The sequence below is a fragment of the Sphingobacterium sp. BS-2 genome, from assembly GCF_046161205.1.
GTDB lineage: Bacteria > Bacteroidota > Bacteroidia > Sphingobacteriales > Sphingobacteriaceae > Sphingobacterium > Sphingobacterium mizutaii.
This window is the reverse complement of sequence record NZ_JBIXGO010000019.1, coordinates 552,394-576,248: the sequence shown is the minus strand read 5'-3', so window position 1 is coordinate 576,248 and position 23,855 is coordinate 552,394. Positions and strand designations below refer to the sequence as shown.

Here is a 23,855-nt window from a genome sequence, read left to right as displayed (position 1 = left end):
TTATTTTGGGGGCTGCAAATGAGAATTTGCAGCCTTATTTTTTTATTAATCTTACGTAAATGTCAGTTTTTCAGCCCGTTCCTTGTCAGAGCATTCGCCTTGGCAATCAACTCATGACTTTTGAAGTCCCAAGGATCATGGGGATTCTCAATCTGACACCAGATTCATTTTATGATGCTGGGCAGCATCAATCCTTAGACCTGGCATTGGAGCATACGGAGAAACTAATTGCTGAAGGGGCGGATATCATTGATATCGGCGCTTACTCAAGCCGACCTGGAGCAAAAGAAATAAGTCATCAAGAAGAATTAGATCGCGCTATACCAATTATTGAAGCCATACATAAACATTTTCCTAAAGCTATTCTATCCATCGATACTTTTCGTGCTGATGTCGCCGAAGCCTGTGTAAAGGCTGGGGTACATATCATCAACGATATTTCAGGTGGGAGTTTGGATGCGGAAATGTTTAATACAGTTGCTAGGCTTCAAGTACCTTATATTTTGATGCACATGCGGGGAACCCCAGCAACGATGCAACAAATGACAGATTATGATGATGTCGTGAATGATGTAGCAGTAAGTCTGGGCAATAGCATTGCAAAGCTCAGGGCATTAGGAGTGAAAGATATCATCCTAGATCCTGGATACGGTTTTGCAAAGACCATTGAACAGAATTATGAACTTCTGATGCGCATCAATGAGCTTCATTATTTTGGATTGCCCCTCCTGGGTGGTATTTCCAGAAAATCCATGCTCTATAAAAAAATAAAATCTACCCCTGACCAAGTATTACCTGGAACTATCGCACTAAACACCTTGCTTCTAGAACGTGGTGCCCAAATATTGCGGGTACATGATGTCAAAGAAGCCAAACAATTACTTGAAATTTTTTATACCTAATCATTTTGAAGAAAACTAGAGACATAATCACGATAGGTTTTGCCTTATTTGCCATGTTCTTCGGAGCTGGAAACTTATTACTCCCCCCTTATATTGGAATACAAATTGGAGACCATGTTTGGATCACGATCTTAGCTTTTGGTCTTACGGGAATATTACTGCCCTTTTTCGGAATACTTTCCGTTGTCAATTCGGGCGATTCTTTTGAAGATCTAGGCACTCGGATCAACAAATTTCTTTCTCCTGTCTTAGGAACCATCATTATGCTCTGTATAGGGCCAATGATTGCCATACCGAGGACTGCTGCGACAACCTTTGAAGTTGGGATATTGCCTTCCTTTCCGACTGCGGATCCCCTTTGGACTTCGATCGGTTTTTTTGCTGTAACTTGGTTATTGACCATAGCACCTTCAAAAGTAGTGGACATTATCGGGAATCTTTTGACCCCGCTTTTATTAGTCTTATTGTTGAGCTTAATTGCCATGGGGCTGTTCTCTCCTATGGGTGATTTCAGTGAATCTTCCTTGGATACAGCACAATCCTTTACTTTAGGTTTTGTGGATGGCTACCAAACATTGGATGTATTGGCTTCGGTAATTTTTGCGGGGATTATCATTACGGCATCTAAAACGAAAGGATACAATAGCGTAAAATCGAAAAATCAAGTGGTTATTGCGGCCGGTATATTGGCGGCTTCTTGCCTTTTCATCATTTACGGAGGATTGATCTATTTAGGGGCTACCTCTGGTATCGAAGATCTGGCCATTAAAAGATCGGAATTATTGATCCGTATTTCGAGAGCTATCATGGGACCATTTGGAACCATCGCCATTGCCATCAGTATCGCCTTGGCCTGTTTGACGACTGCCATTGCATTAACCTCTGCTGTAGGAACATTCTTTTCTTCCTTGACCAAAGGAAAATTGAGTTATAAACTATTGGTGACGGTATGTTGTATTGCATCTTGTGTGCTTTCCATTACCGGCGTAGATAATATTATCACCTTTGCTTATCCAATCCTTACTTTTGTTTACCCCATTGTAATTACGCTGGTTTTATATACGGTTTTCTTTGGCAGCTTTGTGAAGAACAAGAAGCCTTATGTAGCTGCATTAATCGGTTCCACCGTTATTGCCTGCTTATCATTGGCTAAGCACTTTAACTTATTGAGCGAAAATACGATTGCAACCTTGAATCATATCCCTTTCTTTCAATATGAATTAGGTTGGGTAGTACCTTCCTTTGTTTTGTTTGTATTGCTGATCCTCATCACAGGCACTGGAATGAAAAAAGAAGAAGCTAAATCATTATAACAGAAAAAGGCTGGTCATGTGGCCAGCCTTTTTCTTTAATCCTTAAGGATCTCTATTATCTTACGATACTTCCAGCGGAGATATCGGTATTAGGTCTTACAAAATCCAAACGACCATCTGCATCCTCAGCCATTAAGATCATCCCTTGAGATTGGATTCCTTTAATTTCTCTAGGTTCAAGATTGACCAAGATGGATACTTGCTTGCCTACGATCTCTTCAGGAGTGAAGTATTCCGCGATTCCAGAAACGACAGTACGCTTATCAATCCCTGTATCGATGGTTAATTTCAAAAGCTTTTTAGTTTTAGCGACTTTCTCAGCAGTCAAGATACGACCAACGCGGATATCCATTTTCATGAATTCATCGAAGTTGATATTCGCTTTTTGTTCTGCTTTTGGAGCCGCTAGTGCATTGCTGGCTTTAGCGTTCGCTAATTTATTCAGTTGGAATTCCACTTGCTCATCGGTAATCTTATCGAACAATAATTGGGTTTCACCTAATTGATGTCCCGATTCCAATAAATCGGATTTTCCAGCTTCATCCCAATTCTTGGCAGCAAGGTTCAACATTTCAAAGACTTTCGTAGAGGTGAAAGGTAGGAAAGGCTGACCTAATAAAGCAAGATTAGCAACGATTTGACTGGCAACGAATAATACGGTTTTTACGCGTTCTTCGTCTTGTTTGATTACTTTCCAAGGTTCTTCATCAGCCAAATATTTATTTCCTAAACGGGCAGCATTCATAAATTGAGCTAATGCTTCGCGGAATCTGTATTGGGATAATGATTGTTTTATTAGTTCTGGATAGGTAGCCAATTCATTTAAAACAGCCTGATCAGAATCTGTCAATGGCGAACCCAGCAATACCTTTCCTTCAAAGTATTTGTGGGATAGTACCATCACCCTGTTGACGAAGTTACCATAGATAGCTACCAACTCATTGTTTACCCGAGCTTGGAAATCTTTCCAGGTAAATTCAGAATCTGAAGTTTCAGGTAGGATTGAGGTCAACATATATCTCAATTCATCTTGTTTTCCTGGGAACTCTTCTAAGTATTCATGCAACCATACAGCATGGTTTCTTGAAGTAGATAGTTTATCGCCTTCTAGGTTCAGGAACTCATTAGCAGGAACATTCTCAGGCAGGATATAATCGCCATGAGCATGTAAGATTGCTGGGAAAATAATACAGTGGAAAACGATATTGTCTTTTCCAATGAAATGGATCAAGGTAGAGTTATCTTCTGGATTGGCTTGTTGTTTCCAATATTTCTCCCAGTCTTTTCCTTCATCGATTGCCCATTGTTTGGTAGCAGAGATATATCCAATTGGAGCATCCAACCAGACATATAATTTTTTGCCTTCAGCTTCGTCAAGCGGAACATCGACTCCCCAATCCAAATCTCGGGTCATTGAGCGAGGCTGTAATCCTGATTTTAACCAAGATTGACATTGTCCGAATACATTTGATTTTAATTCGTTCTTCTTGCCTTCAATCAACCATTTCTCTAGCCAAGGTTGGTATTTATCCAATGGCAGATACCAATGTTTGGTTTCTTTTAATACTGGTGCTTTTCCACTCAGGGTTGATTTAGGATTTATCAGATCTGTAGGGTTAAGCGAAGTACCACATTTTTCACATTGGTCACCATAGGCACCTTCGTTTCCACAATGCGGACAGGTCCCTACAATATAACGGTCTGCTAAAAACTGATGGTATTCTTCATCATAATATTGTTCTGAAAACCTTTCGATAAACTCTCCCTTTTCATAAAGATTCAAGAAGAATTCTTGGGATAGTTGATGATGGATAGGTTCAGAAGTACGGTGATAGATATTGAAAGCGATACCAAACTGTTCAAAGCTATCTTTGATCTGTTGGTTATATTGATCGATGATTTGTTGAGGAGTTACGCCCTCCTTCTTTGCTTTAATCGTGATTGCAGCGCCATGCTCGTCAGATCCACAAACATAAACAACGTCTTTGTTGTTTAATCTTAAGAATCGTACGAAAATATCTCCTGGAATGTAAGCCCCTGCAAGGTGGCCTATGTGAAGTGGACCATTGGCATATGGCAATGCAGATGTAATGGTATAACGTTGTTTACTGAATATATCCAATTTGATTGCAATTAATGATTAATATCGAGCTGTTTTCAGCTCAGAGAACAAAGATAAGGCAAATTGAAGTATTCTGCTATTCCTATGGTGATTTTCATGAAGAATACAAAAAAATAATTCCATATTTCTGAAAGTTTATCTTCTTGATCTATGTTAATGGAGGCTATTTCTGAAAATATGTATCTTCGTTTCAGTTACAGACACTTATTATTCAATATGAAAAATTCAAGAACAGATTTAGGTCTATTAATAATTCGCATAGGATTCGGATTGACCATGATTGCCTTTCACGGCCTACAAAAATTAATGGGTGGACCAGAAAAATGGACCGCTATTGGTAAATCAATGGGAAACTTAGGGATTGACTTTATGCCTACAATTTTTGGGTTTTCAGCAGGTTTGGCAGAGTCCCTAGGGTCTTTGTTGTTAATTTTAGGCTTATGGACTAGACCGGCAGCGATTGTTTTGGCCTTGACTATGCTGGTAGCGACCTTGAATCATCTTGCCAAAGGTGATGGTCTATCTGGAGCATCCCACGCGATTGAGTTCATGATCGTTTATATCGCATTCGCTATCATGGGTCCTGGAAAACTTAGTATCGACAAAAAATAATCGAAATAACAGTTATAAAAACAAAAGGGCTACGCAGATTGCATAGCCCTTGATATTTCTTTGTAATGGGATTTATCTAAAAACAGTGGCATGCCAACTGCTTTTCATTGGAACCTCCCAATTGCTTTTCAATTCTTCTTCGGTTTGAACCAAATTGTTGAAGACAATGGTATCCGCATTTACTTCGCCTTCTTTGCATAAAGCTTCAAAGACATCCCTAGACACCAATTGAATATTGTTTTCACTATCGCGGTAGCTGATCAAGGTTCTGTTGAACAATCCAATGTTCAGTTCTTCCTCTAATTCTTTCAAAATTCTTACTGATTTATCAATCGAACAGCCCGTTACTTGAGCAATTTCTTCATCAACTGTCAAAACAATAAAAAGGTTATTGATGATTTCTGCCTTCCCTGCTAATTGACTACCATGAGCAGTCCATTCCTGGATAAAAGAATCTAACTTTGCTTGAGCAAGCTCATGCTCGGGTTGGGTAAAAAAACGATCTGCCTGATAAATCCAAACTTTCTTCATATCTCAATCTATTAATGAGTGTAATAAGGAGAAATCATAAGGTATACAATTACTCCTGTTACTGCGACATACAGCCACATAGGATAAGTGATGCGAGCAAGCTTTTTATGACGCTCATAGGCACCAGCAATACCTCTAACAAAAGTAAATAATACGAATGGGATAATGACGATCGATAATATGATATGTGTCACAAGAATGAAAAAATACACATATTTAATCGCTCCCTCACCACCATAACTGGTCGAAGTGGAGGTCATGTGGTAAGCTACATACATCAACAAAAATAAGGAAGAGAATACCATGCACAACTTGATTAAGTTTTCGTGCATCTTAACATTCCCTCTCTTGATAGCTGCAACAGCAATTACCAAGCATACTGCTGTCAATCCGTTGATCGTTGCATAAATTGGAGGTAGAAAACTTAATGGTTCCACATCATAACCCATCTTTTGAAGGTTAATGCCAAATAAGGCAGCAACCGCTAAAGGAATAATTACGGACAATGTCCAAATTATACCTTTATACTTCTTTTCTTCTTCAGTCATTCCCATATTACTTTCTCTCTACTTTTAATGGATTATTTCTAACCTCTTCTACCAACTGTACTTTGATTTCATCTTCGAGACGATCTAATTCAGAACGAAGGCTGATATCGTAGAACCCTCTGATTCTTTTTTCAGAGTCGATTAATACAAATTGATTGCTGATAATAAATTTTGTGCTATCCTCAGGTACAGGCATGGCTTCAATTAACATGGAAGACCTTGCAAATTCGAAGATATCAACACTGGGTTTATTCACGACAAACCAATGTGGATTCTTGTCCTTCTTGTAAGGCTCGATATATTTCTCTAAATCCGTTGCTGAATCTTGCGGATCAACTGAAATAGAATAGAGCTCTACCTTAGGATTTGATTTGAATCTAGCCGCAATAGTGCTCATATCATGAACCAACTGCTTGGATAGACCTTGATCTCTTGTATAAAATAAATGGACAACTGACACGGCCGTATCAGTACCTAGGAATTTTACCGGTTTATTGTCGTAATTCACGAACTCAACCGGACTTAATTGGTGGAATATGGTGTCTGGGATCTCTCTTCCCATCACACGGCGCATTTCACCAGAAAGCTTTTTTTCGCCAAACACTGGTAGCTTAATGTACTCGTTGGAGCCCATTTTATTGACCAGTATATATAAAAAACCTGGCACAAAAAGAACAAGTGCCAGGATTATTAATTTTGATATATTTTTTGAACGAGTAGTTTTACTCATTACTTATATGCTTATTGATGTGGGAATGTAGGTTGATGAGTCATTACAGTGTTTAAATAACCACCTTCAACCAACATTAAAATAATGAAATAGATAATAAAGAAAAATACTACTGCACAAGTTACAATAAAGCTAGATTTCTCAAACTTTAAGTGCATGAAGAATGCAATAATATAATATGCTTTTACTAATGTCAATGCAATATAGATTGTATTAACTAGCATACCTTTTTGTAAGATTCCCCAGTGGTGTACAAAACCTAAAGCGATTAAGAATTCTAATGCTGTTAAAGCTAATAGAACAAAGAATACACTCCAGATACGTTTTTTATCCATTCCTTCGCCATGCGCATGCGCATCGTGCTCTGATATATGTTCGTGATTAGTCATGTTCAATGAATTTTAAAATAATTCTTACAAAAAATTATACTAGGTAGAAGAAGGTAAATACGAATACCCAAACTAAATCCACAAAGTGCCAGTATAAACCTACTTTTTCAATCATTAGGTAAGTTCCTCTTCTTTCAAACGTATTGTTTAGGGTCATGCTCAACACAATTATGTTCAACAATATACCGATTGATACGTGGAATCCGTGGAAACCTGTAATGGTAAAGAATAGATTAGAGAACTGCAATGCAGCTGTGTAAGAAATGTCCTTGGTGAAATAAGGTTGGAGAGCATTCACAATGGCATTATCATCCGTTAATCCAGTTGCTGGATTTTGACCGAACCAGAAGCCCATGTGATGTAAGTGGCTCCACTCTAAAGCCTGACAGCCGATGAACATAAGACCACCTAAAATAGTCCATAACATCCATTTGACAACCTCTTGCTTTGAATTTCGATGTCCTGCTTCCACGGCAAGTACCATAGTAACTGACGACATGATCAAAATAAAGGTCATGATACCCACGAAAACCAAAGGCTGACCTGAATCTGCGATACCTGGAATAGATTGGAATACCTTATCCGCATCGATCCAGCTAGGTTGCGCAAATTTTTGAGCACCATAATAAATCAAGAATGCAGAGAATGTAAATGCATCTGATACTAGGAAAAACCACATCATGATCTTTCCATACTCTAAGTTCCAAGGTGATTTACCTCCGCTCCAAGGTCCTTGTTTTACCTTATCCAATTGCGATACTGTTGTACTCATTGTTTACTGTTATTGATTCAAAAGTAAGAAAACATAAATATAAATCCATAATAGATCTAGAAAATGCCAGAATATCGAGGCAAGTTCCATCCGGAAGATATTGTTATCTAAAGCAATCTTGCGAGTTGCTCCAATATAACATCTAACCAACACCAATACTCCGGCTATGATGTGGGCCAAGTGTAAGCCTGTAAATACGTAAATGAACGATTGTGAAGCATTAGAGTTTACAAAGGTGATCCCTCTGTGAAACAACACAGACCAAGCTTCAACTTGTAGCCAAAAGAACACAATACCTAATACTATAGTAATCAGTAAAAATGTCTTTTGTTTTGATATTTGATTAGCTTTTACCGCTTTATAAGCTAAGTGCATGCTAATACTACTTAATACAATTACTGCGGTACTATAGATAAATGCATAAGGTAAGATGGTTTTGATCCCCTTATCTACACCACTAGCGGTATAAACTATAAATCCACTTGTCAAAGCAGCAAACATCATGAACATCCCGATCATTCCAAGCCAAAGATTAAACTTCTTAGCTTTTCTTGATTTTAGTAGTTCTTCATTCATCAACTCTTGCTTATCCATCGATAATTGTAAATCCATTTTTTATTTAAAAGGTATAAAGTCAAACAACAACACTAATTGAGTTAAGGGCAAATAAGCAAAAGAGGTAAACATAATCTTTTTTGCCGTACTGACCTCCATCTTTTGTAGGTGTTGAAACCCATACCAGGTGAAAAGTAATCCTCCTATTAAGGAAAGAATGGTAAATACCCATCCGCCAATTCCAAAATACATGGGAAGAAAACCAATTGGAATCATTAGCAGACATGAAACAAAAATGAACCATGCTGATAATTTATCCTTTCTCGTCGTAGGTAGCAATCTGAAACCTGCTCTTTTATAATCATCATCAGATACCCAAGCGATCGCCCAAAAATGGGGGAATTGCCAGAAGAACTGAATAGTGAATAACACCAGCGGTGTAATTACGATCGCCTGTTCACTAACCTCGGCGTAAGCTAATCCAAATCCTGCAGATTTAAATGCAGCGTAATATCCGATCAGTGGTGGCAATGCGCCTGGAATTGCTCCAACCCAAACAGCTATTGGTGATTTTTGCTTTAATGGTGTATAGACAAAAGCATAAAGGAAAATTGAAAATACAGATAGTAAACCTGCAATAAAATTCAATTCCACCAGGATCAAAGTCCCAGCTATTCCCATGAACACACTCAATATTAGAGCTTGTCCAGTAGTCATCCTTCCTGCAGGTAATGGTCTATCTTCAGTACGCTTCATTAATTTATCAAGATCTCTTTCGATAATCTCGTTAAACCCATTTGCTGCACCGGTAACCAAAAAACCTCCAATGGTCAACAACGCCCAATTAAACCAGATGATATCACCTTGCTGTGTAGCTCCAATCAAAAATGAAATGGAGGCAGAGAACACAACTGTTAGCGTAAGCCTCAGCTTGACAAGTTTGTTAAAATCTGAAATAAATTCCTTCATAACCAAAATAAATCCCTAAACCGTTGTTGATAATGCTTTCTCAGGTTTGTTAAGGATCAACAATAAATAATATTGTGAACCGACCAATAAACTTGCAATTACCAAATGCACTGTTTGTGCCACTGCGGGAACATGAAACCTAGCCAATATTATCCCTGACAACATTTGAATGCAAACTAAAACCAATGAAATCTTAGCATACTTGAATTGAAGTGTATTGATCAATTCAGAAGATCTTATCATGAAGTATAAAAATACACTCAAGGCTAAAGTCACATATGCTAGGAATCTATGGGTTATATAAGGTAACCCAATAGAATCAATCCATTCGCTTCGTTGTATCCCCTGTTGATTAAGATGATCGATTATCTCCCTAACATCAGTACCAAATACCACTTGTATAACTAGAATTGCTAAGGAGATTAAGGTAATCCAAGTGAATCCTTTATTGGTATTCTTCATGAATGATGTATCTCGCAATTTAATAGCCCAGTAATAAGTCTGTATGGCAATACAAACAATTACTAAAGCCAACAACATGTGGATGGTAATGACCCAAGGGGTAAGATTTGTTGAAACAACAATCGACCCTAACCAGGCTTGTATAACAACGACAATAAGATTAAGAACGCTCCATATGACTATGGCTTTTTTCTTTTTCCAATAAGTAAAAGAATATATTGCTGTAAACAGCATACTGAAACCGGCTAAAACTCCAGTCAGACGATTAATATATTCAGTCCAAGTTTTTACAGCATTGAATTCTTCATGCTCATGGATTGTTTCATCGTGACGAATTTGATCTGCTAAGTGCGAATATCCAAACGCTTCAATCATTTTGGCGAAGCGTTCATTCTTCTTGATGCGACCTTCTACATAATGTTGCTCAAAGCCTTCGGGCAATTGAGACACATCTGTAGGAGGAATAATCCTGTTAAAACATTTTGGCCAATCCGGACAGCCCATTCCTGAACCTGTACTCCGCACGACCCCTCCTGCTGTTATTACTAAGAAAAGAACGAAAATCGTGATCTTATTTATCCGTATAAAACGCTTTTCAGCTGCTGGATACATAGATCTCTCCTTTTACATTAAAAAGTATAAAGAGAGGTAGGTATGAACCTACCCTTCTTCTTCTCTGTTATGCTCACGATTGTAAACCTTTTGAGCTTCAATTCCTTCTTCATTTCCTTCCCAATCATGCAACAAGTTTGAACTCATTGTTTGAGAAAGTGGAGTACTTTGAGGAATGAAATCTAGGTCATGACCTGGTTTACTGTAATCGTAAGGCCAACGGTATACTGTAGGGATTTCTCCTGGCCAGTTTCCGTGAATATGTTCTACTGGAGTAGTCCACTCCAAAGTATTCGAATCCCAAGGGTTTTGCGGAGCACGTTTTCCACACCAAATTGATGCGAAGAAGTTCCACAAGAAAGCAACTTGTCCAACAGCTGAAACAATAGCAGCCCAAGTGATCAACAAGTTAACTGATACCCATTTTTCCATAAATGGAAACTCTGTAAAAGCGTAGTAACGACGAGGAACTCCATCAATACCCATAAAGTGCATTGGGAAGAATACCAAGTAAGCACCAATAAATGTCAACCAGAAGTGGAAGTAACCCAGACGCTCGTCCATCATACGTCCGAACATTTTAGGATACCAATGATAAACTCCTGACAACATACCAAAGATTGACGCAGAACCCATTACCAAGTGGAAGTGAGCTACTACGAAGTATGTATCATGCAAGTTGATATCTAATGCAGCATTACCTAGGTACAATCCTGTTAAACCACCAGACACGAAGAAAGAAACCATACCAATTGCAAACATCATAGCAGGAGTGAAACGAATGTTACCTCTCCAAAGAGTAGCAATATAGTTAAAGGCCTTAACGGCTGAAGGTACAGCAATAATCAATGTGGTAATCATAAATACACCTCCCAAGAATGGACTCATACCTGTTACGAACATGTGGTGACCCCAAACGATGAAAGATAATACGGTGATACCAACTAATGAATAAACCATCGCGTGGTAACCAAAGATTGGTTTACGAGAGTTTGTAGAAATAACCTCAGAAGTCAAACCTAATGCAGGCATTACTACGATATATACCTCAGGGTGTCCTAAGAACCAGAACAAGTGTTGGAACAAAATTGGGGAACCACCTTCGTTAGGAAGGATAGTACCTTGAACAACTAAGTCTGATAAGTAGAATGAAGTACCTACTGAACGATCAAAGAATAATAATACTACTGCAGAAACTAAAACTGGGAAAGATAACAAACCTACGATAGCTGTTAAGAAGAATGCCCAAATAGTTAGAGGCATTTTCCACAATTCCATTCCTTTAGTACGCATGTTCAATACTGTAGAGATGTAGTTAACACCCCCTAATACTTGTGATGCGATAAATAAAGCCATGGAAATTAACCATAGGGTCATACCCAATCCAGAACCTGCGATAGCTTTAGGTACTGCAGATAGTGGAGGATAAATTGTCCATCCAGCTGATGCAGGACCACTTTCGATAAAGAAAGAAGCAACCATGATCACACAAGCTGTAAAGAAAAACCAGTATGATAACATGTTCATCAATGGAGAAGCCATATCTCTAGCTCCTAATTGATAAGGGATTAATAAGTTACTGAACGTACCTGATAAACCTGCTGTAAGTACAAAGAATACCATCATGGTACCGTGAATAGTTACCAAGGATAGGAAGAAGTCGGGTCTAATACGACCACCTTCTGCCCATTTTCCTAAGAAAACCTCAAGAATTGGAAACTCATGATCAGGCCATGCTAATTGAATACGGAATAAAATCGACAGGATCATAGCGAAAACCGCCATTATAATACCAGTGATCAAGAATTGCTTAGCAATCATCTTATGATCTTGACTGAAGATATACTTCGTCAAAAAGGTCTCATGATGATGATCATGTGATCCGTGATGAGCTGCGTCGTGCGATATAACTGTAGTTGACATATTCTATTTAAATTCTCTGTTATATTTAATTTATTGAAGCCGCGATACGGTCATTCTTCTCCGTAGTTTCTCCTTCTGCTTGAGCGAACTCTTTTTGAAGGTCTTCAGTGAAGAATTTAGCTTGTTTGCTTAACCACTCTTTGTACTCAGCTTCGGTAACCACTCTTACATTCTTTTGCATGTTGTAGTGAGATTCTCCACAGATCTTCGCACATAACATAACGAAGTTGTATTGTGGATCATTCATCTTATCACGCATCTCATCAGTAGTGATGGTCGGTGTAAACTGGAAGTAGTTAGTCATTCCTGGTACTGCGTTGATCTGAACACGGAAATCAGGAATATAGAAAGAGTGAATAATATCTTTTGACATAATGTGGAAACGAACTGGTTTGTTAACAGGGATTACAATTTCATCACCTTTAACGTCGTCCCATGCAGTTTTATCATTATAATCAATACCGTAGGAATTCAGAGGAGTAGTCAATTTGTAGTTACGCTTTCCGAATTCACCATCCGCACCTGGGTAACGAACGGTCCACATGAACTGCTCACCTAATACCTCAATCTGTAAGGCAGATTTCTTTAGATCTTCAGGAATATTGGTAATTGATCTCCATGTAAAGAAACCGAACAATACCAAGATAGTTAAAACTACTGCTGGTACAATTGTCCATAATCTTTCAATAGCATCATTGTGCGGATAGAAATATGCTTTACGTTTAGCACGCATTCTGTAGATAAAAGTAAAGGTCAATAATAAAATATGAACCAATACTAATACGATGGTAATGATTACCGTAGTGATGATAAACATCCTATCAATATCCTTACCGTGCTCAGTTGCGGCAGGTCTCCATGACCAGCTTCCCCAAACTGCATATCCGTAATAAACAAATCCTAAAAATCCAATCAAGAAAACAAATAATAAAGCTGCTTGTAGCGTATTATTTGCTAAAGGATTGTATTTTCCATTTACTTTCTTAGTCAATACATAGATTGACTGTACCTTTCCGATAACTGCAACCACAGTACATAAAACCAAGAAAAGTAAAATATAATAAGTCAAGTTTTTGTAAACCTGAGGATCAATTTTCTTCTCTTCTTTGGTTGTTGAAGCAGCAGGAGTTACGGTGCTGCTAGAAGTACTAGATGCTGAAACGCTAGCTGAATCTGTTGCAGCAGGTGCCGCAGCTGCACTATCAGCTGGTGCAGCAGCCGAGTCTGCAGTAACTGCAGCTGTTGCCGCTTGCTCAACCTTAGCTGTATCAGCTGCTTGTTCCTGTATGGAAGCCATGGCAGGAGCAGCAAACAATAGGTTAATAGCTAATAAGCCTCCAAATAAGGACTTAAATCTGTTATGTAATTTAAACTTCATCTCTTATAACACGTTTGAACGTTATTTCAACTTAATCTCTATTAAATTTGGTGGTGTAAACTTTCATCCAAGAATGGGTGGTTCTTCGGTGCTAGAGCATGTTTGCTCAATTTCGAAAGAACTAAGAAAGTAAAGATTCCAACAAATCCTATTGCAGTACCGATTTCAATGAAACCAAAACCACGGTGTGAATCAACTGTACCAGGCATTACCATGATATAGTAGTCTAACCAGTGACCTAACAACAATACGATAGATATGAATAACATCATATTTTGCTTACGTTTTGCATCACGGTCAACCAATAGTAATAATGGAGCCACAAAGTTAATAACAATATTTATCCAAAACCAAGGCTTGTATTCTGGTTCCCAACGTTTATAGAAATAAACAGTTTCTTCTGGAATGTTTGAATAGTAGATCAACATAAATTGAGCAAACCATACATAAGTCCAGAAAATTGAGAAACCAAACATTAATTTACCTAAATCATGTAGGTGGTTTTCATTAACCCAGTTCATATAACCAGCTTTCTTAATCAAAATTAAGATAACTGTAATTGCAGCTAATCCGCTAACCCACATTCCTGCGAAGTTGTACCATCCAAACATGGTAGAGAACCAGTGTGCCTCTAAAGACATGATGGTGTCAAATGACCAAATTGGGGTAGTAAATCCGAAGATTACTAAAAATATTGCGGATAACTTAAAGCTCTTTTTGTATGAATTCAATCCACCTGCTAAATCCTCATTGTAAGATAATTTCGCAAGAATAAAAGCAAAGATGCTATAACTTCCCATGAAAATAATCTGACGGATTAAGAATCCTGGTACATTTAAGAAAGCAGACTTACCAGCAACTAAGCTATCATAGTTAGGGCTACTTGGATCTGTCAAGCCATCTGCATGCCAGTGGTGGTATAAATTGTGTGTATTCAATCCTAAAGCTACTATGATTAATAAAATCACGGAAGCGATTGGAAGTACACTCGCCATTGCCTGAGGAATACGGATTAAACCTGCAGACCATGCTGATTGAGTTACTAATTGTAAGGCAACGAAAAATGCTCCTGCTGCACAAACACAAGTAAAATAATATCCCATCAATAATAAATTGGCATATGTACGCTCAACCATTATATGGTCACTTGATAGTAAGCCAATTGCAATTGCGGCTATCCCTACAACGATAGCAACTAAACTCAGGACCTTAGCGATACCTGCGAATTTAAATTGCTCGCTGAAATTATAATCGTGATGATGATTGTGAGTTCCCATTTATAATATCGATGTTAATTTATTTTTTTTGCAATTCGTGAACATACATTACCACTTTCCAACGCTCCTCAGGAGATAATTGCGAAGCGTGTGAACCCATCGCGTTATATCCATAAGTAATTGTATGGTAAATCTTTCCATCTGACAATTCAGACATCTGACCTCCTCTAGAAGAAGGAGTTCCTGCTGATTGGTGGTATGATGGTGGAGGAGGGAAATTCTCTAGAGCTCTTTTTCCTCTAGAATCATCAACTTCTCTATCTTTTGTAATAGGACCATCCCCTGCTCCATCATTACCATGACAAACTGCACAGTATGTCAAGTATAAAGCTTCTCCTTCTTTTAGATGTGCTGGATTGACAACAAGAGGATTCTTTAATTCCAATCCTGCACGCTCATATTCTTCAACTGAGTTTCCATAATCAAAGCGATCAAATCCAATCGGATTAGAACCTTGAGGAGGAGTTTGAGCTGTACTATTATTTTTAAAATTCTTGTTTGGCTGATCTGGATTGAAAGCAATCGGATCATACATATTACGTGAGAATTCCCATCCTGCACTGCGAGTGGTGCCATCTCCACACGAAGAAACAACTGCTGTTAAAGCGACAGCAACACATACAGTTCCAAGAAAATTCTTTTTATTCATAACTAACATATTTTCTTTCATTGTACTTAACTTCTACTGCTCCTGCTTCTTTCAATAAGCCATCGATCAACGCATGGTCAGTATTTTCTTTTGCATCTACAGCAATAATAAAACGATCATCCGTAGCTCTCAAGTCCATCACACGTGGTGCACGTCCTGGAAATAAATGGTTACGGAAAAAGAATGTCGCAACCATACCCAAGGCACATAATAAAATTGTCACCTCAAATGTTACCGGAACAAAGTTTGGCAATGGCATCGATGGTTTACCACCAATATTCATCGGCCAATCATAAGACATGGTGTAAAACAAAAGACTGAATCCTAAAACTGTTCCCAAAGCACCGAAAATAAATGCTGCAATGGGTAATCTTGAAGGTCTCACCCCTAACTTTGCCTCAATCCCGTGGATAGGCATTGGAGTAAAACAATCGTAAATGCTAATATTGTTTGCTTGCAACTTGTCAATCCCATGCATCATATCATCAGGATCAGCAAAACTACCTAGTATATATTTTGTATTGCTCATTGCTATTATTTTTGATGTAATGCCTTAATGTCCGCTTCTGTAACTGTATCGTATTTATCCATAGAGTCTCTGAAGTATTCAACTTGCTCTTCAGGGAATGCACCTTCTTGTACAAGTTTAGTTTTATGCTGTAAGCTTGAGCTTTTCAACAACAACTTAACCTCTGCAATCGCAATACCTGGTAAGAAACGCAGGAATAATAAGAATAAAGTAAAGAATAATCCGATAGATCCAACAAAGATACCAACGTCAACCCAAGTTGGGTAGAACATCGCCCAAGAAGATGGTAAATAGTCACGGTGTAATGATGTAACGATAATTACGAAACGCTCAAACCACATACCGATGTTCACAACGATAGACAGAATCCATGAAATAGGAATACTTGTACGAATCTTCTTGAACCAGAACAACTGAGGAGAAATCACGTTACATGTCATCATCGCCCAGTAAGCCCAAGCGTAAGGTCCAGCGATACGGTTAGCAAATGCATACATTTCGTATTCTGACCCTGAGTACCATGCAATGAATAACTCAGTTAAATATGCGATACCTACGATTGAACCAGTAGTCATGATAATTTTGTTCATGGCTTCAATATGGAACATAGTAATGTAATCCTCAAAATTCATTACTTTACGTAAGATCAACAATAAGGTTTGTACCATCGCGAAGCCTGAGAAAATCGCCCCTGCAACGAAATATGGAGGGAAGATAGTCGTGTGCCATCCAGGAATCACTGAAGTAGCAAAGTCCATGGATACGATAGTGTGTACCGAAAGTACTAATGGAGTAGAGATACCAGCTAAAATCAAAGAAACGATTTCAAAACGTTGCCAAGTTTTAACAGAGCCATTCCATCCAAATGATAAAATTGAATAAACTCTTTTCTTGATACCAGAAGCACGGTCACGAACTGACGCGATATCTGGTAAAAGACCACAATACCAGAACACTAATGATACGGTGAAATATGTAGAGATCGCGAATGCGTCCCATACTAATGGTGAGTTGAAGTTAACCCACAATGATCCAAATTGATTTGGTAAAGGGAAAATCCAGTATGCTAACCAAGGACGACCCATGTGAGCTACTACGTATGTAGCAGCACAGATAACGGCAAAGATTGTCATCGCCTCAGCCGATCTGTTAATGGAGTTACGCCAGTTCTGACGGAATATTAATAATACAGCGGAAATCAAAGTACCGGCGTGACCAATACCTACCCACCATACGAAGTCGGTAATATCCCATGCCCAACCTACTGTTTTGTTTAATCCCCAAGCGCCGATACCCGTCCAAAACGTATATCCAACACTTACAACCCATAACATAGCGCCTAGTGCAGCTACGGTAAAACCGATCCACCACGCTTTGTTTGGTTTATTTTCAACCGGAAGTAAGATATCATCTGTAATCTTTGCATAGGTGATATCCTTGCCGGTGATTAATGGTTCTCTTAATATTGATTCGTTATGCGATGACATAGTTATTTTATTTCAGTCTAGAATAAATTATGCTTCAAATGTGTTTCTTACCTTCGTCATATAACCAATATTTGGTTGTACGTTGATTTCTTCAAGCACATAATAAACGCGTTCGTTACGCAATGCTTTTGAAACTTCTGACTCTGGATCGTTTGCATCACCAAAGATGATTGCATTTGCCGAACATGCTGCTTGACAAGCCATTTTGATGTCCCCGTCTTTCACTTTACGGTTCTCAACTTTAGCTTTCAACTTACCTGCTTGGATACGTTGGATACACATTGAACATTTCTCCATAACCCCGCGTGAACGTGTAGTTACATCTGGATTCAATACTAATTGTGTAAACTCGTTGTTCAAATAATTATCAAAACGAGAATCATTCCAGTAATTGAACCAGTTGAAACGACGCACTTTATATGGACAGTTGTTCGCACAGTAACGTGTTCCGAAACAACGGTTATAAGCCATGTGGTTAAGACCCTCTGAAGAGTGAACTGTTGCTAACACCGGACATACAGTCTCACATGGAGCGTGTTCACAGTGCTGACATAACATTGGTTGATAAACTACAGATACATCCTCATAGTCATAACCTGCTGCTTTAGCAATTTCTTTCTCTTTTGTTAATTTACCTTCACCTGTATTCAATGTATAGTAACGGTCGATACGCAACCAGTGCATTTCACGACGACGGCGAACCTCGTCACGCCCTACAACTGGAACGTTGTTTTCAACGTTACATGCTACGATACAAGATCCACAACCTGTACAAGCATTCAAATCGATTGCCATCACCCAACGGTGACCAGGTTGCTCAAATTTATTCCATAAATCATAAGTTTGGTGCGAATCAGAGAAACGTCCAGACTCAGAATTAGGATCTTTTAAGTAATTAGCAAAGGTAGTCTCACGGATAATGTTACGACCCTCAATAGTGTGGTGAGTTTGTGTTTGAGCCAACTCATAAATGCCAGAAGCTTTTGAAATAGTAGCTTTTGCAGCAAATTGAATTGTTCCATTTACTAGACTAGCAAAAGGATAGGCATTTACACCGACATTATTTCCAGCCTTACCAACTTTCGTACGACCATAACCAATCGCAACTGAAACAGTTCCTCTTGCTTGACCTGGTTGTAACAATACTGGAAGGTCTACTTTGTAACCATTCGCCTCGACAGTAACTTTTCCTGTTTCTTTAACACCTAATTCCTCAGCATCTGCTGGGTTGATAGCTGCAAAGTTATCCCAAGTTACTTTAGATACTGGATCAGGCAATTCTTGCAAATAAGCATTGTTTGCCCAACGTCCGTCTCTAATATTTGGAGATTCATAAATCTTTAATTCAACACCACCAGCAACACGCTTAGCATCATTTGTAATCGCAGTTGCAATTGCATTAACATCTACGTTAGCTGAGTAGGAAGAACCTGTATTTGATCCTTTATAAACAAAACCTTGTTGAAGTACATCTTTCCAAACTTTTCCAGTTCCAGCTAAGATATTGGTTTCCCAATTTTCTTTTACGAAATCATGGATTGGTTTGTTAACACCTGCCCAGTTTATCAAACTTTGTTCCGCTTGACGAGTGTTAAATACAGGGTTAATTGTTGGTTGAACGATGGTAAATAATCCCTCTTTTGAAGAAGCATCACCCCAAGATTCTAAAAATGTATTATTTGTGGCTATAGCTTTCAATTCTGACGAAGTTTCATCAGCGCGATCACCTAATGAAACAGTATAACCAATTTTAGAAATTGCAGCTTTTACATCATCAATTTTATAATAGTCATAAACTGGGTTTGAGTTCCAGAAAATAGCTACACCTACTTGACCAGCTTTAGCAGCTGTCAAGAAAGTTTGGAATGCTGAATCAGATCCTTGATGTTGTTTTGAGAAATTATCTAGGTCAATGATAGAACCATAAGCACCTAATGCTGTATTGATCGCATTTGCCAAAGCTTGTACATTGGTATCATTCGATCCTGCCACAACTACTGATGAACCTTTCGCATTCACCAATTCTTTTGCAGCTAGAGCAATCGCTGTTTTTGCTTTTGCATTGTTTGTACCGCCAGCAACTGATTGACCAGTGATAGCATTGTACAAACTAATTAATACCGCTCCTTCTTCTGAAGGTTTGATCGCAATACGAACGTCTGCATTTGAACCAGTCATTGATAATCCTGATTCAAATTGAATATGACGTGACATTTTACCGCCTTTCAACGATTTATAGTCACGGTTTTTAATATAATCTTGTGTGTGTTCTTCTCCTGCTAACCAAGTTCCTAAAAAGTCAGCTGCTACAGAAACAACAACCTGAGCTTTATCGAAATGGTAAGAAGGAACGACTGCTTTACCAAATGAAGCTCTATTAGCTTCAATGATACCACTATAAGAAACAGCATCAACTTGAACGTGTTGAGTTGCAGGATATTTAGCAGCGAATGCAGCGATAGCCGCTAAAGAAGAAGGACTGTTGATTGTATTTGATACAATAGTAATTTGTTTTCCTGCTGCTTGCGCTTTGTTTAAAGCATCAACAACTGCTTGGTCTAATTTCGCCCAATCTACATCTTTACCCCCAATTTGAGGATTTTGCAATTTGGACATATCATATAAATCAAGAACTGATGCAGATGTTGAAGCATCTGTTCCTTGATTTAAACCAACAGCATTTGGATTTGCCTCCAATGAAATTGGTCTTCCTTCCCTCGTTCTAACGATTACACTCTGACCATTGAAGGAAGAAGCGTAGAAGTTTGGTACACCTGGAGTTACTTCTTCAGGTTTGATTACATAAGGTACCGCCTTGTGAATTGGCGTACGGTTACAAGCTGCCAATGTCACAGCCCCTAAACCAAAACCTAAAGCTTTCAAAAAGTCACGACGAGGTGTCTTGGTACTTAAACCAGCTTCATTTAACACATCTTCTACGGGAATAGGCTCAGCAAACTCACTCTTGCTTCCTTCAACAAAAGCAGGAGTTTGATTCAATTCCTCTAAACCTTTCCAATATTTTTTATTGCTTTCCATTTAAGCTATATATAAGATTCCGTTATTCTAAATTAATTTATTAATAATGACACTTTCCACACTCTAATCCACCGATCATAGCAGCTGTCATTTTCTCACCTTTCTTCAACTTGTCGTGAGCCTCGATCAATTGATCATAGTAAGCATTATCTGTGTTTACAGAAGTCTCTTTGTGACAGTCAATACACCATTTCATGGTCAGTGGTGAATATTGGTAAACTTCTTCCATATCTTGGATAGGACCGTGACAAGTTTGACACTCAACTCCTGCGACAACAACGTGTTGTGAGTGGTTGAAATAAGCAAAGTCTGGTAAGTTATGAATCCTAACCCATTCGATAGGTCTTGTGTTTGTACCATAAGTTCTAGCTTCAGGATCCCAATCAACTGCACGATATAATTTCGCAATTTCTGGCGAAATGTTACCGTCGTAATGATCTGAACCTGTTACTGTATTGTGACAGTTCATACATACGTTTGCTGATGGAATTGAAGCGTTTTTAGATTTAAATGCTCCACCGTGACAGTATTGACACTCGATCTGATTTACACCAGCGTGAATTTGGTGAGAGAATTTAATCGGCTGCACAGGCTTGTACCCTTGGTGAACACCAACATTCCACATGGTCTTCCATCCTGCCACGCCTAATAAACCTACTACCATCAATACTACGAAGAACACTAACTTCTTGTTCTTTAAAAATGCTTTTGCAAATTTTACAGAACCGCTCTCTCCTTCTTCTTCGCTTTTCGCTTGAGCTTCAGCAATTGACGCCTGATTGTTAGCAATAACGCGTTCTAAAGTTTTTGTTACCCTGTTCAAGGCAAAAATCACCGCTACAGCAACCACAAACAAAGCGACCAAACCGATAATCATCATGGTGTTCGCATCTGAACTTGCAGCACCTGCACCTCCAGCAGCCGGACCAGCAGCCTTTTTCTCAGCTAACTTTACCTCTTCTGCTTTCAAGTACGCAAGGATATCCTTAATATCACCTTCTGAAAGGTTAGCATAAGGAGCCATCGTCGTAGCAAACTGAGATTTCAATTCAAGAGCTTGTGGATCGCCTGAATCAATCATCCCTTGCGGGTTGTGGATCCATTTCACAATCCATGCTTCTTCTCGACGCTCTGACAAGCCAGCCAAATCTGGACCAGTCAATTTCTTACCTACTGCGTGACATGAATTACACGCATTCGACTTGAATAGCGCTGCACCATTCGCAGCATCCTGCGCCTGCGTGGTAGTAGTAACGGCAAATAACAATACCAAACTGATTGATATTGACTTCGCAAGTCTTCCCAAAACGGATGAGATATTTCTCATATTTAGCACTTTATACTATTTTATGTGTAATAATTAATTGTTGACTCTTCAGTACATGTACACAATACCGTACAAAACAATGCACAAAAGTATAACTTATTAAGCAATCCCTGACAATTTGATGACGTAATTTATCAATTTATAATCATTCTAAATAGATTGCTTTATATAGCTCTATGTCGGTACAAATTAACATTCAATTGATATTTCAATAATCTTTTTTTAGTAAATTAGCTTCCTTATGAAAGCAATATATTGCATATTAATTTTAATTGTTTTATCTGGTTGTGCTCATTCGCAATCAAACAATACTGCTGTAACCATGGACCAAAACAAAAAATACAACGAATTAACTCCCGAAGAACAATACGTAATCCTTAATAAAGGAACCGAAAGGCCATTTACTGGTCAACTTCTAAATAACAAAGAAAAGGGAACTTATGTTTGTAAGCGATGTGATGCTCCATTATACCATTCGGAAGACAAGTTTGAGTCCCATTGTGGCTGGCCTAGTTTCGATGATGAAATCCCTGGAGCTGTAAAAAGAGAAACTGATGCAGATGGCAGAAGGACCGAGATTCTGTGTGCTGCTTGTGGTGCCCACTTAGGCCATGTTTTTGAAGGCGAAGGATTCACCTCCAAAAACACAAGGCACTGTGTCAATTCTATTTCAATGAAGTTTGTTCCAGCGTCTCCTCAGAAATAACGGAAGAACCTCGAACTAACAATTCACTAGGAATTACAATCTTCTGTAATTCCTTATTTTTCCCCTTGATCTCGTTCAATAAGGTATGGATCAATTCATTGGCTATTGCAGAGGTATCCTGAGTCACCACACTAATCCCTGGCTCATATAGCTTAAACAAGGTATGATCATCAAATGCCACCATATTAGGCAGCTTCATATTATATTTCTTAACAGCTTTCAAACCATCAATTGCCAAATAGTTGGTCGCAAATAGTACTGCATCCAGATTATTGGCGCTAATGAATTCGTGAATTTGGTCGATCGAAGAATCCTCATTTTCATCAATCTTCACTTTTTTAATAAATGCCTGTTGCTGGAATTCATCAATAGCCTTCATATAGCCGTCAAGTCGATCACGCATCTGCGTTTGATTTGAATATAAAGAAACAAACCCAACTCTTCTGTTATTTTGATTTTCCAAAAGGTGTTTAGTTGCCTCAAATGCACCATTAAAGTTGTCTAATACAACATAATGGGTCTCCAACTGCGGAATATATCGGTCAAAAAGAACCAATGGAACATTATTCTTAATTAAATTCGACAAAGTATCTTCTAGGCCTTCAGGAGGTGTAATGATATATCCATCCACCTGTCTATCATAGAATAATTGGATCAACTCCCTAGCTTTGGTCTCATCATTATCCATACTACAGTAAATAATATGATAACCATTGTCATAGGCAATCCTTTCAATATATTTTGCAACATTAGAAAAGAAAGGATTGGAGATATCTTCAACGATCAAACCTAAAATCTTAGATTGACCCGTCCTCAAACTCTGTGCTAATTGGTTCGGTTTGTATCCTACTTTTTTTACATAATCCAGCACACGTTTGGTCAACCCCTCACTGATCCTTTTTTCCTTAGCCTTCCCATTTAAAATAAATGATACGGTCGTCACGGATACCCCAAGGTTCTTTGCAATGTCACTAATTAATATTCTTTTTCTCATGTTAGGTTAATAAAATGCAATTCAAAATC

Annotated in this window: 22 protein-coding genes; 4 read left to right on the top strand and 18 right to left on the bottom strand. The window is 38.4% G+C overall.

Annotated elements, in window-relative coordinates; all coding sequences use genetic code 11:
• The first annotated feature begins 59 nt into the window (after positions 1 to 59).
• Positions 60 to 902, top strand: coding sequence for a dihydropteroate synthase (gene folP, locus ACK2WI_RS14380; protein ID WP_409151434.1), 843 nt, complete (start codon positions 60 to 62; stop codon positions 900 to 902).
• A gap of 5 nt (positions 903 to 907) precedes the next feature.
• Positions 908 to 2,215 (top strand): branched-chain amino acid transport system II carrier protein, encoded by a 1,308-nt coding sequence (gene brnQ, locus ACK2WI_RS14375; RefSeq protein ID WP_409151433.1) that lies wholly within the window; start codon positions 908 to 910, stop codon positions 2,213 to 2,215.
• Positions 2,216 to 2,270: 55 nt separating this feature from the next.
• Here the strand turns inward: brnQ and metG are convergent, their stop codons facing one another.
• On the bottom strand, positions 2,271 to 4,337 hold the full coding sequence (gene metG, locus ACK2WI_RS14370; protein ID WP_093100568.1) for a methionine--tRNA ligase: 2,067 nt from the start codon (positions 4,335 to 4,337) through the stop codon (positions 2,271 to 2,273).
• 216 nt (positions 4,338 to 4,553) lie between these two features.
• Between metG and ACK2WI_RS14365 the strand changes: the two genes are divergently transcribed.
• A complete protein-coding gene (locus tag ACK2WI_RS14365) occupies positions 4,554 to 4,949 on the top strand; it encodes a DoxX family protein (RefSeq protein ID WP_093100695.1) in 396 nt (131 codons plus the stop codon).
• A gap of 72 nt (positions 4,950 to 5,021) precedes the next feature.
• Here ACK2WI_RS14365 and ACK2WI_RS14360 read toward each other — a convergent pair whose 3' ends face one another.
• From ACK2WI_RS14360 to ACK2WI_RS14285, 16 genes are read right to left on the bottom strand one after another with little or no spacing between them, the layout of a single operon-like run.
• Positions 5,022 to 5,480, bottom strand: coding sequence for an ABC transporter ATPase (locus ACK2WI_RS14360; RefSeq protein WP_409151432.1), 459 nt, complete (start codon positions 5,478 to 5,480; stop codon positions 5,022 to 5,024).
• 11 nt (positions 5,481 to 5,491) lie between these two features.
• Positions 5,492 to 6,034 carry a DUF420 domain-containing protein gene (locus ACK2WI_RS14355; RefSeq protein WP_093100571.1) on the bottom strand — a complete coding sequence of 181 codons (543 nt, stop codon included), beginning with the start codon at positions 6,032 to 6,034 and terminating at the stop codon, positions 5,492 to 5,494.
• A gap of 1 nt (position 6,035) precedes the next feature.
• A complete protein-coding gene (locus ACK2WI_RS14350; protein ID WP_312696562.1) occupies positions 6,036 to 6,758 on the bottom strand; it encodes an SCO family protein in 723 nt (240 codons plus the stop codon).
• An 11-nt stretch (positions 6,759 to 6,769) separates the two neighbouring features.
• Positions 6,770 to 7,147, bottom strand: a complete 378-nt coding sequence (locus tag ACK2WI_RS14345) for a cytochrome C oxidase subunit IV family protein (protein WP_093100575.1) — start codon at positions 7,145 to 7,147, stop codon at positions 6,770 to 6,772.
• A 34-nt stretch (positions 7,148 to 7,181) separates the two neighbouring features.
• Entirely contained in the window at positions 7,182 to 7,919 is a 738-nt protein-coding gene (locus tag ACK2WI_RS14340; protein ID WP_093100577.1) for a cytochrome c oxidase subunit 3, read from the bottom strand.
• A gap of 9 nt (positions 7,920 to 7,928) precedes the next feature.
• The gene (locus tag ACK2WI_RS14335; RefSeq protein WP_409151431.1) at positions 7,929 to 8,531 is read right to left on the bottom strand and encodes a heme-copper oxidase subunit III; all 603 of its coding nucleotides are present in this window, start codon (positions 8,529 to 8,531) and stop codon (positions 7,929 to 7,931) included.
• A gap of 3 nt (positions 8,532 to 8,534) precedes the next feature.
• The gene (gene cyoE, locus ACK2WI_RS14330) at positions 8,535 to 9,443 is read right to left on the bottom strand and encodes a heme o synthase (protein WP_093100579.1); all 909 of its coding nucleotides are present in this window, start codon (positions 9,441 to 9,443) and stop codon (positions 8,535 to 8,537) included.
• A gap of 15 nt (positions 9,444 to 9,458) precedes the next feature.
• Entirely contained in the window at positions 9,459 to 10,517 is a 1,059-nt protein-coding gene (locus ACK2WI_RS14325) for a COX15/CtaA family protein (protein ID WP_409151430.1), read from the bottom strand.
• 48 nt (positions 10,518 to 10,565) lie between these two features.
• A complete protein-coding gene (locus ACK2WI_RS14320) occupies positions 10,566 to 12,440 on the bottom strand; it encodes a cbb3-type cytochrome c oxidase subunit I (RefSeq protein ID WP_373865677.1) in 1,875 nt (624 codons plus the stop codon).
• A 25-nt stretch (positions 12,441 to 12,465) separates the two neighbouring features.
• The gene (locus ACK2WI_RS14315) at positions 12,466 to 13,818 is read right to left on the bottom strand and encodes a cytochrome c oxidase subunit II (RefSeq protein ID WP_409151429.1); all 1,353 of its coding nucleotides are present in this window, start codon (positions 13,816 to 13,818) and stop codon (positions 12,466 to 12,468) included.
• A 41-nt stretch (positions 13,819 to 13,859) separates the two neighbouring features.
• Positions 13,860 to 15,095, bottom strand: coding sequence for a quinol:cytochrome C oxidoreductase (locus ACK2WI_RS14310; protein WP_093100584.1), 1,236 nt, complete (start codon positions 15,093 to 15,095; stop codon positions 13,860 to 13,862).
• 19 nt (positions 15,096 to 15,114) lie between these two features.
• Entirely contained in the window at positions 15,115 to 15,765 is a 651-nt protein-coding gene (locus ACK2WI_RS14305; protein WP_409151428.1) for a c-type cytochrome, read from the bottom strand.
• The gene (locus ACK2WI_RS14300; protein WP_093100588.1) at positions 15,737 to 16,273 is read right to left on the bottom strand and encodes a DUF3341 domain-containing protein; all 537 of its coding nucleotides are present in this window, start codon (positions 16,271 to 16,273) and stop codon (positions 15,737 to 15,739) included. The genes ACK2WI_RS14305 and ACK2WI_RS14300 overlap by 29 nt, the downstream gene beginning before the upstream one ends.
• A gap of 5 nt (positions 16,274 to 16,278) precedes the next feature.
• Positions 16,279 to 17,760 carry an NrfD/PsrC family molybdoenzyme membrane anchor subunit gene (nrfD, locus tag ACK2WI_RS14295; RefSeq protein WP_093100590.1) on the bottom strand — a complete coding sequence of 494 codons (1,482 nt, stop codon included), beginning with the start codon at positions 17,758 to 17,760 and terminating at the stop codon, positions 16,279 to 16,281.
• 27 nt (positions 17,761 to 17,787) lie between these two features.
• Positions 17,788 to 20,799 (bottom strand): TAT-variant-translocated molybdopterin oxidoreductase, encoded by a 3,012-nt coding sequence (locus ACK2WI_RS14290; RefSeq protein ID WP_409151427.1) that lies wholly within the window; start codon positions 20,797 to 20,799, stop codon positions 17,788 to 17,790.
• Between the two features lie 40 nt (positions 20,800 to 20,839).
• Positions 20,840 to 22,126: a cytochrome c3 family protein gene (locus ACK2WI_RS14285; protein ID WP_093100593.1), complete on the bottom strand. Its 1,287-nt coding sequence runs from the start codon at positions 22,124 to 22,126 to the stop codon at positions 20,840 to 20,842.
• 241 nt (positions 22,127 to 22,367) lie between these two features.
• Here ACK2WI_RS14285 and ACK2WI_RS14280 point away from each other — a divergent pair, with 241 nt between their 5' ends.
• Positions 22,368 to 22,832, top strand: coding sequence for a methionine-R-sulfoxide reductase (locus tag ACK2WI_RS14280; RefSeq protein ID WP_312696556.1), 465 nt, complete (start codon positions 22,368 to 22,370; stop codon positions 22,830 to 22,832).
• Here the strand turns inward: ACK2WI_RS14280 and ACK2WI_RS14275 are convergent.
• Positions 22,792 to 23,826, bottom strand: coding sequence for a LacI family DNA-binding transcriptional regulator (locus ACK2WI_RS14275; RefSeq protein ID WP_093100596.1), 1,035 nt, complete (start codon positions 23,824 to 23,826; stop codon positions 22,792 to 22,794). The genes ACK2WI_RS14280 and ACK2WI_RS14275 overlap by 41 nt on opposite strands.
• Positions 23,827 to 23,855 lie beyond the last annotated feature (29 nt).